The organism is Streptomyces sparsogenes subsp. cuspidosporus (assembly GCF_039532705.1).
GTDB classification, from domain to species: domain Bacteria; phylum Actinomycetota; class Actinomycetes; order Streptomycetales; family Streptomycetaceae; genus Streptomyces; species Streptomyces sparsogenes.
Genome location: NZ_BAAASD010000041.1, coordinates 19,807 through 33,193 on the forward strand (window position 1 = coordinate 19,807; position 13,387 = coordinate 33,193).

Genomic DNA, 13,387 nt, shown 5'->3' on the forward strand with positions numbered 1-13,387 from the left:
GGACGAGCACACCGGCCGGGGGGAGGTCACGCTCCCTCAGACCTGCGCCGCCCCCGCCCCGGCGTCCGTCTGAAGGGCGGCCCGCTCACCGCTCATCCGGTGCAGGCTCTCGTCCTGCACGGTGGTCGCCGGGTCGCGGGTCACCCGGTACGGGGCGAGTTCGGCGCTGGGCCGGCCCTCGCTCAGCTCGCCCGCCACCAACCGCCCCAGCAGGGGGGCCAGATTGACGCCGCTGTGGGTCACCACGCTGTACAGCCCGGGGGCCGCCGGGCTGGTGCCGACCAGGGGCAGGCCGTCGGTGGGGACGGGACGGACCCCGATCCGTGCCCCGGCCAGCCGGGCCGAGCGCAGCGCGGGGATCAGGCGCTGCCCCTGGCGGTGCAGCCGCTCCTGGGGCGTGAGCCCGTCGCCCGGGGCGGGCTCGTGCGGCAGCAGCGCGTCGATGGGCCAGGAGATCGAGCAGACGCGGTCGCCCGGCGCGGGCCGCAGATCCACCTCGGGCGTGGTGAGGATCGCCGCCAGGCGGGCCTCGGGCACCGGGGTCGTCTCGCCGACCAGGCCCGGTACGCGCTCCATCGGGAGGCGTACGCCCGCGAAACCGGCGATCCGGTCCGCGTCCGGGCCCGCGCAGTTCACCACCCAGTCGGCCGCCCACCGGCGCGACCCGGTCCGCACGCCCCGCACCCGGCCGCCGTCGAGGGTCAGGGCGGTGGCCCGCAGGCCGTAGTGGATGTCCGCCCCGAGCAGGGCGGCCCGGTCGAGCAGCGAGCGCACGAACAGGGGAGCGTCGTACCAGGCGGTCGCCTCGTGGACGACGATCTCCTCCGCCGGGCAGGCGCTCGGGTCCACGGCGGGCGCCAGCTCGCGCAGCTCCGCCGGGTCCGCGAACCGGCACGGGTGGCCCCAGGAGCGCAGCCGGGTGGCCCGTTCCCGGAGCGACCGCTGTTCGGCCGCGGTGTCCGCCCACTGCACCGTGGGCGCGGCGTGGCGCCAGGAGTCGCCGCCCAGTTCCGCGGCCAGTTCGGCGTGGAGGGCGGCGCTGCGGCGGTTGAACTCGAAGTAGCTGACGGGGGTCTTGAGGTGGGTGACGTCCATGGCGAAGGTCGCGCTGGACGTGCCCGCGGCCGGGCCGCCCGCTTCGATCACGGTGACGTCGGCGCCGGCCAGCGCCAGATGGTAGGCGACGGAAGCGCCGATCACACCGGCACCGAGGACGATGACACGGGACACGTGGGTTCCTTACGGGTCGATCAGAAAGAGGCGATCAGGTCGATCAGAAACGGCTGACCGGAAAGGGCTGGTCTCAGCGGACCTTGCGCACGAACGCCTGGGTGCGCTCGTGCCGCGGGGAGCCGATGACGGCCTCGGGCGGGCCGGACTCCACCACGACCCCGCCGTCCATGAAGGCCAGCGAGTCGCACACCTCGCGCGCGAACCCCATCTCATGCGTGACGACGATCATGGTCATGCCGTCCCGGGCGAGGGCCCGCATCACATCGAGCACCTCGCCCACGAGTTCGGGATCGAGGGCGGAGGTGGGCTCGTCGAAGAGCATCAGCTCGGGTTCCATGGCCAGCGCCCTGGCGATGGCCACCCGCTGCTGCTGACCCCCGGACAGCTGGGAGGGGTAGCTGTCGCACTTGTCCGCCAGGCCGACCCGGGTGAGGAGCCCCAGCGCCCGCCTCCTGGCGACCTCCTTGCGCTCCCCGGCGACCCGCACCGGCGCCTCCATGACGTTCTGCAGCGCCGTCATGTGGGGGAAGAGGTTGAACCGCTGGAAGACCATCCCGATGCCACGCCGCTGCTGCGCCACCGCCTTGTCGGAGAGCTCGTGGATCCTCCCGCCGCGCTCCTCGTACCCGACCAGCCTGTCGCGCACGTACAGCCGGCCCGCGTCCACCCGCTCCAGATGGTTGACACAGCGCAGGAAGGTGGACTTGCCCGACCCGGAGGGGCCGATCAGGCAGAGCACCTCGCCCTGGGCCACCCGCAGATCGATGCCCCGCAACACCTCCACGTCCCCGAAGTTCTTGCGGACGCCCTCGGCCCTGACCACCGTCGCCGTCATGACGAGCTCTCCTTCCGGAAGGCGCGCTCGAGGTAGCGCTGGGCCAGTGTGAGCACGGTGGTGGCGACGAGGTACCAGACGCAGGCCACCGTGAGCAGCGGGATCTGGGCGAAGTTGCGGGAGTAGATGCCCTGGACGGAGGTGAGCAGTTCGGGTACGGCGATGGCGAACACCAATGAGGTGGTCTTGAGCATCGACACCGCCTGGTTGCCGGTGGGCGGGATGATCACCCGCATCGCCTGCGGCAGGACGATCCGCCGCATCGTCTGGCGCCGGGTCATCCCGAGGGCGTGTGCCGCCTCGGTCTGCCCGTCGTCCACCGAGGAGATGCCGGCCCGTACGATCTCGGCCATGTACGCGGCCTCGTGCAGCCCGAGGCCGAGCACGGCCGCCGTCATCTGGGTGATGAGCTGGTTGGTGTCGGCCTCGACGAAGGTCGGGCCCCAGGGGATGCCGAGCCCCACCGTGGGCACGACGGCGGACAGGAAGTACCAGAACAGCAGCTGGACCAGGAGCGGGGTGCCGCGGAAGACCCAGATGTAGAAGCCGCTGAGCGCCGCCAGCAGCGGATTGGGCGACATCCGCAGGATCGCCAGGACGACGCCGCCCACCACCCCGATGGCCATGGCGAGCACCGTCAGCAGGGCGGTGGTGCGCAGCCCGTCGAGCACCGCGGGGGCGAAGAGGTACTCCGCCACCACGCCCCACTGCATGCGCGGATTGGTCGCCCAGCCCTGGACCAGGAACACCACCACGAAGACGAGCACGGCGGAGGCGCACCACCGGCCGGGGTGGCGCAGGGGCACGGCCTGGATCGGCACGCCCCGGTCGGCCGGCTGCTCCGGCCCCGCGCCGTCCTGTTTCCGCACCTCGGTGACGTACCGCGGGGAGTGTCCGCTCATGCGGCACCCCCGTTGACCGTGGCGCGGTCGAGGGCCCCGGAGGACAGCTTCCAGGTCTTGAGGATCTTTCCGTAGGTACCGTTCCGCATCAGCTTGCTCAGGGCGCCCTGGACGGCCTTGACCAGCGCGGTGTCCTGCTTGTCGACCAGGATTCCGTACGGCAGGTAGCGGTAGGGCTTGCCCACCTCCTTCAGCTTCCCGCCGGACTGCCCGGCGTGGTAGACGACGGTGGGGGTGCCGCCGACGAAGGCGTCGGCCCGCGAGGTGGACAGGGCCTGGATACAGCCGACCGTGTCGGGGAAGACCAGGGTCTTCACCGCCGGCTTACCCGCCTTGCGGCAGGTGTCGGACTGGGCCTTGGCGTCGTCGACCTGGGCGGTGCCCTGCTCCACGGCCACGGACTTGCCGCACAGATCGCCGAGCGAGCCGATCTCCGTGGCGTCCTGCGCGTGCACCAGGACGGAGCTGCTGGTCTTGAAGTAGTCGACGAAGGTGATGTGCTCGCGCCGCTCCGGCTTGTCCAGCATGGCCTGGATGGCGAGGTCGTAGCGGTGGGCGTGGACGCCCGCGATCAGGCTGTCGAAGCTGGTCTGGGAGAACTCGACCTTGACGCCCAGCACCTCGCCGATGGCCTTCATCAGGTCCGGCTCCATGCCGATGACCGTCTTGTTGTCGCTGTCCAGGAAGACCAGCGGCGGATAGTTGTTGCCCTGCGCGACGGCCAGCCTGCCGGACTTCTTGATCTTCGCGGGCAGCAGGTCGTGCAGCCGCTGGTCCACCTTCTGCTCCGGGGCGGCGGACTTCGACTCGCCGCCCGACGGGCCGCACGCCGTCGTGGTCACGAGCCCTGCCAGGACGAGAGACATCAGCGCACGTCGAACGGCCATGGGGACCCCTCTCCCATCGGGTTGGCTGGATTTGGTTCCCCACAATGTGCGGGACGACCACCCTCGGCGCAAGGTCGCTCAGGATGAGCATTGGCGACCCTGTTGTTCAGCTGAACTGATGCTCGGCGCTCCCGGTCGGGGGGCCACCCGCCACGTCAGGCGGGCCGGCGGCGGGTCCGCCGGAAAAGCCGGGGGTGACAAGCCATGGTGTTCCTGGGGTCCCAGGCGTTAAGTTCGGGCGATGCTGACCCCGACGCAGCTCCTGGCCCTCCGTGAGGTGGTGGCCACCGGCTCCCTCCGGACGGCCGCCAGAAAGCTGGGTTTCACGCCATCGGCCGTGTCCCAGCAGATCTCGTCCATCGAGCGGGCCGTGGGCGTCAAGCTGTTCGAGCGCACGCCGCGCAGTGTGCGGCCCACCCCGGCGGGCATCCAGCTGGCGCGCCGCGCCACCCGGCTGCTCGCGGACCTGGAGGCGGCGGAGGACGAGATGCGCTCGTTCGCCTCGGCCCAGCGCGGCCGGCTCCACCTGGGCAGCTTCTGGTCGGCCGGCTTCAAGCTGGTCCCCGCGCTGCTCGCCGCCTTCCTGCGCGACCGCCCGGACGTGGACATCCGCTACCAGGAAGGCGATCCCCCGGTCACCGTGCCCGCCGTCCTCGACGGGCGGCTGGACCTCGCCGTCGTCTTCGAATACGGCACGGTGCCGCACAGCAGCTGGCAGAGCGATCTGGATCTGACGCTGCTCCTGGAGGAGCCGCTGTATCTGCTGCTGCCCACCGGCCACCGGCTGGCGCACCGCAAGCGGGTGCAGATCAGCGAGCTGGCCGATGAGCGCTGGATCTGCTTCCTGGAGGACACGGACGCGGCCCGCTCGCTGTTCCGGATCTGCGCGGCCTCCGGCTTCCACCCGGATGTGCTCTTCCGCACCAACGACTACAACCTGCCGTTCGAACTCGTCCGCAAGGGCCTGGGCATCGCGATCGTCCCGGAGCTGGCCATGATCGAGTCCTCGGACGTCCATGTGATCCGGCTCGCCGACCCCTCCCATGTGCGAAGGGTCTCCGCGGTCCGCCGCGCCGCGGACCCGAACCCGCTGCTGGACCAGGCCATAGCCATGCTGCGCACGGCGGCGGACGGTGTCGATCAGCGGTGGCTCAGGGCGGAGCTTCCGGTGGCCCTCTGAGGTCCCGGCCCGACCCGGCGCGCCGGGGGGTTCGGCGTGCCCGCCTCCGGGTGGGGCGACACCAGGCTCCGCAGCGTCCGGGAGGGCTCCAGGCCCAGCTCGTCGAGCAGGACGCGACGGCATTGCTCGTACTGCAGCATCGCCGCGCCCCTGTTGCCGGCGGCCAGATGCGCGTTCATCAGGACGCGATGAGCGCTTTCCCGCAGGGGTTCCGCGCGTACGGCGGCGAGCCCGGCGGCGACGGCCTCGCCGTGGCGGCCCATCGCCGTCAGCCGTTCGGTCATCGCCTCCAGGGCGTACAGCCGCAGTTCGTGGTACTGCTCCCGCTCGATCAGCACCCACTCGTTCTCCGACCACTCCGGTAACAGGTCGGCCGAGAGGTCGGCCCGCGTCTGCGCGGAGAGGATGTCGTCGCACGGGCATGACATGTCGAGCAACCGGTGCGCGCGCTGGGCCGCCGTGTGCAGGTCCACGTCGATGTGCTTGGAGATCGCCAGTTCCTGGGTGGACGCCTCGATGATGTGGTGTCCCGTTCTCGTCGCGCGCCACAGGGACGACCTGAGGTTGGCGTTGGCGCGGGAGGCCGTGACGTCCGGCCACAGCGTGCCGGCCACATAGGTCCGGGTCCGTGGCATGTCCTGGAGGGCCAGGAACGCGAGGAGGCGCTGGGCGCTGGAAGAGAGCGGAACGCGCTTGTGATCGACCGACAGCGCGAAGCCCTTCAGCAGTCTCAAGGTGATGACATGGCCTTCTGCGCTCATCGGCCCCCCGGGGCGATCGTGGCTTCAGCGACCCATCCCATGCCGGCGAAGCGAGCGGGATGCCCGGGAGCCATGTTACGAGCAAGTCATGATCGTGTATCCGGCCTTTCGGATAAACGACGTTAAATGGCTGGGCATCACCGGAACGTCGCGGGAACGTCACCCGTCCGGTTCGAGTATCTGATCGAGCCACGCCCGCACGGCACTGAGCACATCGTCGACCGCGCTCACCGCGGTGGGGGGCGCCTGCCGCGGGCCGCCCGTCGGCACGATGCGTGCCCGGAAGCCGTCCGGCCCGTCACCTTCCACCCACACCCGGAGGATCAGCACGCCGGTCCGGTCTGAGGGGATCTCCATAAAGGGAAAATATGCCGTGCCCCCTGTCACCTCGGCGTTGTCGGCGCGTGTCCGGCTACGTCAACGCCGGCCCCGGAACGCGCCGGTGACGCTCGCGTGATGCGCCAATCGCGGCCCGGCCACGCCGGGCCCGGCATGCTCCCCGTGCCCGCTTTCGGGGCGCGGAGCCGGGGAGGAGGACGCGCATGGGTGACTTCGGCGTCATCGCCGACGTCTCGACGGTCGTCGTGGAGACCCTGACCCGGGCCCTGCGCGGGCTCAGCCAGGTGGAACCGCCGATCGCGGAGCTCAACGACCTCTCCGAGACGGTCCAGACACCGCCGCCGAAACTCACGGTGTTCCTCTACGAGATCGCCGAGGACCCGACCTCGCGCAACCGGCCGCCGGTGCGCTCCCAGCCGCCGGACCCACCGACCACCCGCAAGCCGCCGATGGCTCTGCTGCTGCGATACCTGATCACCCCCTGGGGCGGAGACCAGGAGACCCAGCACCGGATGCTCGGACGGGCCATGCAGACCTTCTACGACGACGCGATCCTGGACGGCACGCGGCTGTCCGGCAGCCTGGCGGCGAGCACCGACTCACTGCACCTGAGCCTGACCCCGCTCACCCTGGACCAGAAGTCCTGGGTCTGGTACGCGATCCAGAAGCCGTACCGGCTGTCGCTCAACTACGAGGTCCGCGTGGTCAACCTGGACTCCGCGGTCGAAACGGCGGTCCGCCCGGTGCACAGCCGGGTCATCGGCGGGACGGCGATGCCATGAGCCGCTTCCTGCCGCTGACCCGCTCGACTCTGCACAGCCCCGCCTGGTTCATCCCGTTCGACGACCACGCCGGGCGGGTGCGCGGCGCCGGGGTGACGGTCCACCTGGACCGGTTCGACGACGGCGCCTGGGTGCCGCTTGACGAGGTGGCCGTGCGCACCCCCAGCGCCGCCTTCGCCTACCCGGGACTCGGCAGGTGCGCCGAGCCGTGGGCGGCCCGGCCGCGGCGCCACCGGGCCCGCTTCGCGGCCGCCGGCTACCAGCCGCTGTACCCGGCCGACGGGGAGCCGTTCTCGGCCGGTCTGGTGGGCGTCGAGTTCCTGGTCCACCCGCACGACGACGCCCACCCGCCGGCGGTGGCGACCCAGCCGCGCCTGGTGCGGCTGCTGCCCAGCGTCTCCTACCCCTACCCGCCGGGGCTGCGCACGGTGCACGGCGCAGTGGTCGACGCGGCCACGGGGGCGCCGATCGCGAACGCGCTGGTCGAGGCCCGGGGCCGAACCAGCCGGGACCTGACGCCGTGGCACGAGCGCACCCTGTCCGACGCCGCGGGCGCCTTCCGGCTGGCCCTGCGGTGGGAGGGCGAGAAGGCCGACGAGCACGCCGTCGAGGAGACGTTCCGCCTGCTGGCCCTCGATCGGCCGGGCCGGTCCGGATCCCTGGTCGTGCGGCTGCCCCAGGACACCGAGCGCCGGCACGTCATAGAGATCCGCGAGCAGTGAGGAGCCGTCCATGGCGGAGTATCTGAGCCCCGGGGTCTACATCGAGGAGATCGATGCGGGCCCACGGCCGATCGCGGGGGTGAGCACCAGTACGGCCGGCATGGCCGGGGTCACCGTGCGCGGTCCGTACACCGGCAAGCCCAAGCTGGTCACCAACTTCCTGGAGTTCCAGAACACGTTCGGCGGGTTCCTCCCCGAGCCGGACGCCCTGATCCGGGACACCTGGGCGAACGACCCCGAGGAAGGCGGCCGCTGGTGGCTGTTCCCGCTGGCGGTCAAGGGCTTCTTCGACAACGGCGGTCAGCGGCTGTATGTCAAGCGGGTCGCCAGCAGGCAGGCGACGCCGGCCTCCGAAGTGATGGGCCACGGCCTGGTGAGCCCGGTCGCCGGCGACGCCGCCAAGGGCGCGACCCGCCTGGAACTGGGCCACCTGATCGGGTTCTCCGGCGTCGGGCAGCAGATCCAGATCTTCCGGGGCGACGACCAGCAGGTGATCCACACCGCCGGTGTCGCCGCCTACGACGCGACCGCCCACCGGGTGGAACTGGACGCCGCGCTGACCGCGGAGGTCAGGACGGGCCGCGGCGACTACGTACAGGTCGGGGAGCGCAGCGCGGAAGAGACACTGGAGTTCACCGCCGTCAGCCCCGGCTCATGGGGCGGCGGGGTGCAGGTGCGGATCCAGCCGATGGCCTCGGCCGCGCTGCCGGTGCTGCCGGACCCGCAGGAGGGCGGGCTGTTCGTCACGCGGCTGACCGCGGACGCCACCGCGGACAGCGAGACGGTCGAGGTCGCCGCGGTGGCCGGGCTCGACCCCGACGACCTGCCGGGCGACCTGTGGGTGCAGATCGGCTCCGGCCGGTTCAAGGTCCAGGCGGGCCAACCCGCCGACGGGAAGGTCGCGCTGACCCTGCCGTCCGGCACGGCCCACGAGGCGTGGCGCAAGGGGCTGGTGGTGCGCCGGGTGCGCCGGGGCAACACCTCGGCCGGGCCGACACTGCGGATCGGCGGCGCGAGCCGGCTGTACGAGGGCGCCGTCGTCCAGCTCGACGACGGCACCGCCCTCACCATCCGCTCCGTCCGCTCGATCGCCGCGGACGTGGTCACACTCGACGCGAACGTGCCCGGGACGCTGTTCGAAACCGACCGGCTGCACCTGGTCGAGGCTCAGGTGGACGCCCGGTTCACCGAGCCGTCGGGGACCGTGGTGACGGAGACCCACCGCAACCTCCGGCTCACCGGCGAGGCCCCGGCGAACCTGGTGACCACCCTGGCCGACCGCTCGCGGCTGGTGCGGGCGACGGCCCTGGCCGCGCTGTCCACCGACCCGGCGAAGTTCCCCGTGCCCGCGGTCGGATCCTGGCTGACGCTGGCGGACGGGGACGACGCCTACGGCAGCCTGAGCGTCGCCGACTTCGTCGGCGAGGACGGCGGCAGCGGCAAGCGCACCGGCATCGCCGCGCTGGAGGACATCGACGAGGTGGCCGTCTGCGCGGTGCCGGGCATGTGGTCCGGGACGGTCGAATCGGCCCTGGTGACCCACTGCGAACTGCTCAGGGACCGGTTCGCGATCCTCGACCCGCAGGACGGCCTGGACATCGAGGGCGTCCAGGCGTTCCGTGAGCCGTTCGACACCAAGTACGCGGCGCTCTACCACCCGTGGCTGGTCGCCCGCGACCCCTCGACGGGCCGCGACGTCGAGCTGCCGCCCTCCGGCCACATGGCCGGGATCTACGCGCGCGTGGACGTGGAGCGGGGGGTGCACAAGGCACCGGCCAACGCCGTCATCCGGGGCATCCGGCTCACCGACGGCATCGCCCAGGACATCACCAAGCGGCATCAGGACCTGCTCAACCCCAAGGGCATCAACGCGCTGCGGTTCTTTCCCGGGATGGGGCACCGGGTCTGGGGCGCCCGCACCCTCTCCTCGGACAGCTCGTGGAAGTACGTCAACGTCCGGCGGCTGTTCCTCTACCTGGAGGAGTCGATCGACGAGGGCACCCAGTGGGTGGTGTTCGAACCGAACGACGAGGCGTTGTGGGCCCTGGTCCGCCAGACGGTCACCAACTTCCTCACCACCGTCTGGCGCAGCGGCGCGCTCGCCGGCACCACCCCCGAGGAGGCGTTCTTCGTCGCCTGCGACCGCACCACGATGACCGAGGACGACCTGGCGAACGGTCGGCTGATCTGCGCCATCGGTGTCGCTCCGGTCTTCCCGGCGGAGTTCGTGATCTTCCGGATCCAGCAGAAGACCCGCGAGACCCAGCTCGCCTGAGCGCCCGACCGAGGACCGAGGAGAGGCCACCATGCCGCCCGTGACCAGGGACGATCCCTACGCGTCATACAACTTCCAGATCATCGTGACCAACGTCAGCGACGACGGCGTCGCGGTGAGCGGGTCCTTCACCGAGGTGAGCGGCCTGGAGCTGGAGATCCCGCCGATCGAGTACCGCACCGGGAGCGAGGACATCACCGTCCGCAAGATCCCGGGACTGAAGAAGTTCACCAACCTCACCTTCAAGCGCGGCATCACCGGCCACGTCGGTTTCTGGAACTGGGTGGTCGAAGCGCTCAACGGCAAGGTCCGGCGCACCTCCGGCTCGATCGTGCTGCTGGACGAGAACCGCACCGAAACCATGCGCTGGAACTTCGACCGCGGCTGGCCGACCAAGTACACCGGCCCGACGCTGAGCGCCACCAAGAACGAGATCGCCATGGAGACACTCGTCCTGGCGGTCGAGAAGCTGGAGATCGACGTCTGACATGGCCGCAGAAGCGCTCCCCGGGGTGTCCCTGACGCATCGGCCACGCGGCCTGGACGCGGAGCCGATGCGCACGGACGTGGCGGCGTTCCTGGGCGGGCTCCGCCGGGGCCCGCTCTCCACTCCGGTGCGCGTGGAGAGCTGGAACGAGGTGGTGGGCGCCTTCGGACCGCCGGACGGCGCCTTCGCCACCCCGTACGCGCTGCGCGGCTTCTTCGAGAACGGCGGCCGCACCGCCTGGGTGCTCCGCGTGTCCGGGCCGGCCACCACGGCCCGGACACGGTGGACCGCCGGTCCGCTGAGCGGCCTGGCCGCCACCGGCTACCAGGTGGTCGCCACCAGCCCCGGAGCCTGGGCCAACGGCGGGCGGGTCGCGATCCGTTACCAGGCCAGCACCGTCGCCGGGCCGGCCGGCGTGGGCGTGCGGGTCATGATGCCCGGCGAGGCGCCCGAGACCTTCCCCGGGCTGCCGCCCGCCGATCTGGCCGACCGGCTGACCGCCTCCCGCTACATCCGGCTGGTCCCGGACGGGCCGCCACCGCCACCGGGACGGCCCGGCCCGATCTCGATGTCCTGGGACCTGACGCTCGACGGCGGCACCGACGCGGCGCCCGGCCGCGGTGAGTACACGGACGCCGTGGCGCTCCAGGCCGAACTCCCGGAACCGGCGCTGGTGGCGCTGCCGGACCTCGGCGCGGACCTGACCGGCGACACCCACACCGAGGTGGTGCTCGAACTGCTGCGAAGCGTCGCGCCCCTGCACGACCGCCTCGCGGTCCTGGACGTACCGCCCGGGCAGGTCTCCGTGGACGAGGCGGTCGGCTGGGTGGGCTCCCTGGCGGCCACGGGCGACACCCGGCTGCTGGGCTGCGCCGCCGTCTACCACCCGCCGCTGCGCACCCCCGACGGGCATGCCCTGCGGACCGTCCCGGCGTCCGGACACGTCCTGGGCGTGATCGCCCGCCTCGACGGCGAGCGCGGGGCCCACCACACCCCCGCGGGCGCCGTGATCCTGGAGGCGGTCGACCTCGCGGCCGAGTACCCCGAGCCGCAGCAGGTCCGGCTGTTCGACGCGGGAATCGACCTGATCCGGTGCACCCGCGGGCGGGGGCTGATGGTGTGGGGCGGGCGCACCCTGTCCCCGGACCCGGGCACCCGCTACATCGCGCACCGCCGGCTGGTGCACCTGCTGGTGCGCGCGATCCGGCGGGTGGCGAGCCCCCTGGTGTTCGACGTCAACTCACCCGAGCTGCGGCTGACCCTGGTGCGGGCGCTGACCTCCGTGCTCCTGTCGGCCTTCCGGGCCGGGGCGCTCGCCGGCGACCGGCCCGAGCAGGCGTTCCGGGTGGTGTGCGACGACAGCAATAACCCGCCCGAGCAGGACCCGGGACAGCTGGTCTGCGAGATCGAGGTCGCCCCGGCCGTCCCCATGGAGTTCATCCGGCTGCGTCTCGTCCTCGGCCAGGACCGAGGTCTGGAGGTGATCGAGGCATGACCCTGGATCCACTGCCCAAATACCGCTTCCTGGTCACCCTCGACCCCGGCGACGCGTATCTGCCGCCCGCGCAGGCGCTGCTGCTGCCGCTGGCCGCGTCCGGCGCGTTCCAGGAGGTCACCGGGCTCGGCGCACAGTTGGAGGTGACCAGCTACCCGGAGGGCGGCCGCAACGACTCGGTCCACCAACTGCCGCTGCGCCACTCGTGGAACCGGATCACCCTCAAGCGCGGGGTGGTGCGCGACCCGGGGCTGTGGGCCTGGTACCAGGCGGGGCTCGCCGACTCGCTGGGCGCCCGCCGCGACGGCGCGGTGATCGTGCTCGGCCCGGACGGGGTGCCCGGCGCGGCATGGGCCTTCCACGGCGGGCTCGCCGCCAAGTGGAGCGGCCCCGACCTGCACGCGGAGCAGAACGCGATCGCCGTCGAGTCGCTGGAGATCGCGCACGAGGGGCTGACGAAGGTCCTGCAGGACGCCGCGGCGAACGCCTTGCCGCGCTTGGGCGAGGGGAGGTGACCGACGTGCCGAAGGTGACCATTCACCAGCTGGAGGTCCGGTTCCAGGTGGACGGCGACGACGGGGCCGTGTTCACGAAGCTGTTCAACAAGCACATCCAGGCCTGGGCGAAGCTGTACGAGGACCAGTGCGCACGCGCCAGACACACCGAGAACGAACGCCGTTTCGGTGACCAGGAGGCACTGTGAGCGTCGCACGCGCGGCCGCCGGGCTGCAGACGGTGACGAAAGCCGCACCTCTGCGCCGCGCGGGCGACGGTGACATGAGCCGCTGCCGCGGCGGGGCGAACGAGGAGGCACTGTGAGCGTGACGCCGGTGTCCTTCGCCCGTCAGGGCGCCGCCCGGGCGCGGCTGGAGATCGTCCGGCCGGTGATCGCCGACGAGCGGCAGCGGCGGATCCCGCTGCGGTTCAACCCCACCGACTACAAGCTGAGCAAGAGCAACACCTTCGCCGAGATCACCATCCCCGGCCTGGAGACACCGCCCCTCCAGTACGTCCGCGGCGGCACGGAGACCCTGACGGTCCAGGCGCTGGTGGACACCTCCGACACCCTGGAGAACGTACGGAAGACGTACGTGGACGCGGTGCGGAACCTGCTGCGGCCCGACAGCCGCGAACACGCCCCGCCGGTCGTCCGGTTCGTCTGGGACGAGGAGGTCTTCACCGGCGTCGTGGAGAAGCTGGACGTCAACTACCAGCTGTTCCGGCCGGACGGCGTGCCGCTGCGGGCCATGCTGGACCTCTCGCTCAAGGAGTTCCGCCCGGCCGCCGCGCAGGTCGCCGAGACACCGCGCTCGTCGCCCACGGTGGAGAAGAGCTATGTGGTGCGCCGCGGCGACACGCTCAGCTCCATCTCCGCCGCGCTGTACCGGCGGCCCGACGCCTGGCGGGAGCTGGCGCGCGCCAACGGCATCAGCGATCCGCGGGACCTGCGGCCGGGCCGGGTGCTGACCGTGCCCCGGCTGGCGTGAGG

15 protein-coding genes are annotated in these 13,387 nt (G+C 71.8%); 9 read left to right on the forward strand and 6 right to left on the reverse strand.

Annotation, left to right across the window (positions count from 1 at the left end):
- Positions 1 to 36: 36 nt before the first annotated feature.
- The 4 genes from ABFY07_RS33700 to ABFY07_RS33715 form a co-directional block, all read right to left on the reverse strand.
- On the reverse strand, positions 37 to 1,230 hold the full coding sequence (locus ABFY07_RS33700) for an NAD(P)/FAD-dependent oxidoreductase (RefSeq protein WP_346178133.1): 1,194 nt from the start codon (positions 1,228 to 1,230) through the stop codon (positions 37 to 39).
- Positions 1,231 to 1,303: 73 nt separating this feature from the next.
- Positions 1,304 to 2,068, reverse strand: a complete 765-nt coding sequence (locus ABFY07_RS33705) for an amino acid ABC transporter ATP-binding protein (RefSeq protein WP_065967832.1) — start codon at positions 2,066 to 2,068, stop codon at positions 1,304 to 1,306.
- On the reverse strand, positions 2,065 to 2,970 hold the full coding sequence (locus ABFY07_RS33710; RefSeq protein ID WP_346178134.1) for an amino acid ABC transporter permease: 906 nt from the start codon (positions 2,968 to 2,970) through the stop codon (positions 2,065 to 2,067). Before ABFY07_RS33710 ends, ABFY07_RS33705 begins: the two co-directional genes overlap by 4 nt.
- A complete protein-coding gene (locus tag ABFY07_RS33715; protein ID WP_346178135.1) occupies positions 2,967 to 3,857 on the reverse strand; it encodes an ABC transporter substrate-binding protein in 891 nt (296 codons plus the stop codon). Before ABFY07_RS33715 ends, ABFY07_RS33710 begins: the two co-directional genes overlap by 4 nt.
- A gap of 241 nt (positions 3,858 to 4,098) precedes the next feature.
- On the opposite strand from ABFY07_RS33715, the gene ABFY07_RS33720 reads away from it, so the two are divergent.
- A complete protein-coding gene (locus ABFY07_RS33720; protein ID WP_065967831.1) occupies positions 4,099 to 5,037 on the forward strand; it encodes a LysR family transcriptional regulator in 939 nt (312 codons plus the stop codon).
- Here ABFY07_RS33720 and ABFY07_RS33725 read toward each other — a convergent pair.
- Complete coding sequence (locus tag ABFY07_RS33725; RefSeq protein ID WP_245738456.1) at positions 4,998 to 5,798, reverse strand: AfsR/SARP family transcriptional regulator; 801 nt, start codon at positions 5,796 to 5,798, stop codon at positions 4,998 to 5,000. The two genes, ABFY07_RS33720 and ABFY07_RS33725, sit on opposite strands and share 40 nt — an antisense overlap.
- A gap of 159 nt (positions 5,799 to 5,957) precedes the next feature.
- Positions 5,958 to 6,155: a hypothetical protein gene (locus tag ABFY07_RS33730; protein WP_065967830.1), complete on the reverse strand. Its 198-nt coding sequence runs from the start codon at positions 6,153 to 6,155 to the stop codon at positions 5,958 to 5,960.
- Between the two features lie 185 nt (positions 6,156 to 6,340).
- On the opposite strand from ABFY07_RS33730, the gene ABFY07_RS33735 reads away from it, so the two are divergent.
- The 8 genes from ABFY07_RS33735 (at position 6,341) to ABFY07_RS33770 (ending at position 13,385) form a co-directional block, all read left to right on the forward strand.
- Positions 6,341 to 6,919, forward strand: a complete 579-nt coding sequence (locus ABFY07_RS33735; protein WP_346178136.1) for a Pvc16 family protein — start codon at positions 6,341 to 6,343, stop codon at positions 6,917 to 6,919.
- Positions 6,916 to 7,641 carry a carboxypeptidase-like regulatory domain-containing protein gene (locus ABFY07_RS33740; protein WP_065967828.1) on the forward strand — a complete coding sequence of 242 codons (726 nt, stop codon included), beginning with the start codon at positions 6,916 to 6,918 and terminating at the stop codon, positions 7,639 to 7,641. The genes ABFY07_RS33735 and ABFY07_RS33740 overlap by 4 nt, the downstream gene beginning before the upstream one ends.
- A gap of 10 nt (positions 7,642 to 7,651) precedes the next feature.
- On the forward strand, positions 7,652 to 9,916 hold the full coding sequence (locus ABFY07_RS33745; RefSeq protein ID WP_346178137.1) for a phage tail sheath C-terminal domain-containing protein: 2,265 nt from the start codon (positions 7,652 to 7,654) through the stop codon (positions 9,914 to 9,916).
- A 31-nt stretch (positions 9,917 to 9,947) separates the two neighbouring features.
- Entirely contained in the window at positions 9,948 to 10,403 is a 456-nt protein-coding gene (locus ABFY07_RS33750) for a phage tail protein (RefSeq protein WP_346178138.1), read from the forward strand.
- A gap of 1 nt (position 10,404) precedes the next feature.
- Complete coding sequence (locus ABFY07_RS33755; RefSeq protein ID WP_346178139.1) at positions 10,405 to 11,898, forward strand: phage tail sheath family protein; 1,494 nt, start codon at positions 10,405 to 10,407, stop codon at positions 11,896 to 11,898.
- Entirely contained in the window at positions 11,895 to 12,413 is a 519-nt protein-coding gene (locus ABFY07_RS33760) for a phage tail protein (protein ID WP_346178140.1), read from the forward strand. The genes ABFY07_RS33755 and ABFY07_RS33760 overlap by 4 nt, the downstream gene beginning before the upstream one ends.
- Positions 12,414 to 12,418: 5 nt before the next feature.
- Positions 12,419 to 12,601 carry a putative phage tail protein gene (locus tag ABFY07_RS33765; protein ID WP_346178141.1) on the forward strand — a complete coding sequence of 61 codons (183 nt, stop codon included), beginning with the start codon at positions 12,419 to 12,421 and terminating at the stop codon, positions 12,599 to 12,601.
- 112 nt (positions 12,602 to 12,713) lie between these two features.
- On the forward strand, positions 12,714 to 13,385 hold the full coding sequence (locus ABFY07_RS33770; protein ID WP_346178142.1) for a CIS tube protein: 672 nt from the start codon (positions 12,714 to 12,716) through the stop codon (positions 13,383 to 13,385).
- Positions 13,386 to 13,387: the final 2 nt, after the last annotated feature.

Excerpts from the sequence above, each read along its gene's own strand:
- ABFY07_RS33705 (WP_065967832.1), bottom strand. The coding sequence starts at position 2,068 with ATGACGGCGACGGTGGTCAGGGCCGAGGGCGTCCGCAAGAACTTCGGG.
- ABFY07_RS33710 (WP_346178134.1), bottom strand. The coding sequence starts at position 2,970 with ATGAGCGGACACTCCCCGCGGTACGTCACCGAGGTGCGGAAACAGGAC.
- ABFY07_RS33715 (WP_346178135.1), bottom strand. The coding sequence starts at position 3,857 with ATGGCCGTTCGACGTGCGCTGATGTCTCTCGTCCTGGCAGGGCTCGTG.
- ABFY07_RS33720 (WP_065967831.1), top strand. The coding sequence starts at position 4,099 with ATGCTGACCCCGACGCAGCTCCTGGCCCTCCGTGAGGTGGTGGCCACC.
- ABFY07_RS33725 (WP_245738456.1), bottom strand. The coding sequence starts at position 5,798 with ATGAGCGCAGAAGGCCATGTCATCACCTTGAGACTGCTGAAGGGCTTC.
- ABFY07_RS33730 (WP_065967830.1), bottom strand. The coding sequence starts at position 6,155 with ATGGAGATCCCCTCAGACCGGACCGGCGTGCTGATCCTCCGGGTGTGG.
- ABFY07_RS33735 (WP_346178136.1), top strand. The coding sequence starts at position 6,341 with ATGGGTGACTTCGGCGTCATCGCCGACGTCTCGACGGTCGTCGTGGAG.
- ABFY07_RS33740 (WP_065967828.1), top strand. The coding sequence starts at position 6,916 with ATGAGCCGCTTCCTGCCGCTGACCCGCTCGACTCTGCACAGCCCCGCC.
- ABFY07_RS33745 (WP_346178137.1), top strand. The coding sequence starts at position 7,652 with ATGGCGGAGTATCTGAGCCCCGGGGTCTACATCGAGGAGATCGATGCG.
- ABFY07_RS33750 (WP_346178138.1), top strand. The coding sequence starts at position 9,948 with ATGCCGCCCGTGACCAGGGACGATCCCTACGCGTCATACAACTTCCAG.
- ABFY07_RS33755 (WP_346178139.1), top strand. The coding sequence starts at position 10,405 with ATGGCCGCAGAAGCGCTCCCCGGGGTGTCCCTGACGCATCGGCCACGC.
- ABFY07_RS33760 (WP_346178140.1), top strand. The coding sequence starts at position 11,895 with ATGACCCTGGATCCACTGCCCAAATACCGCTTCCTGGTCACCCTCGAC.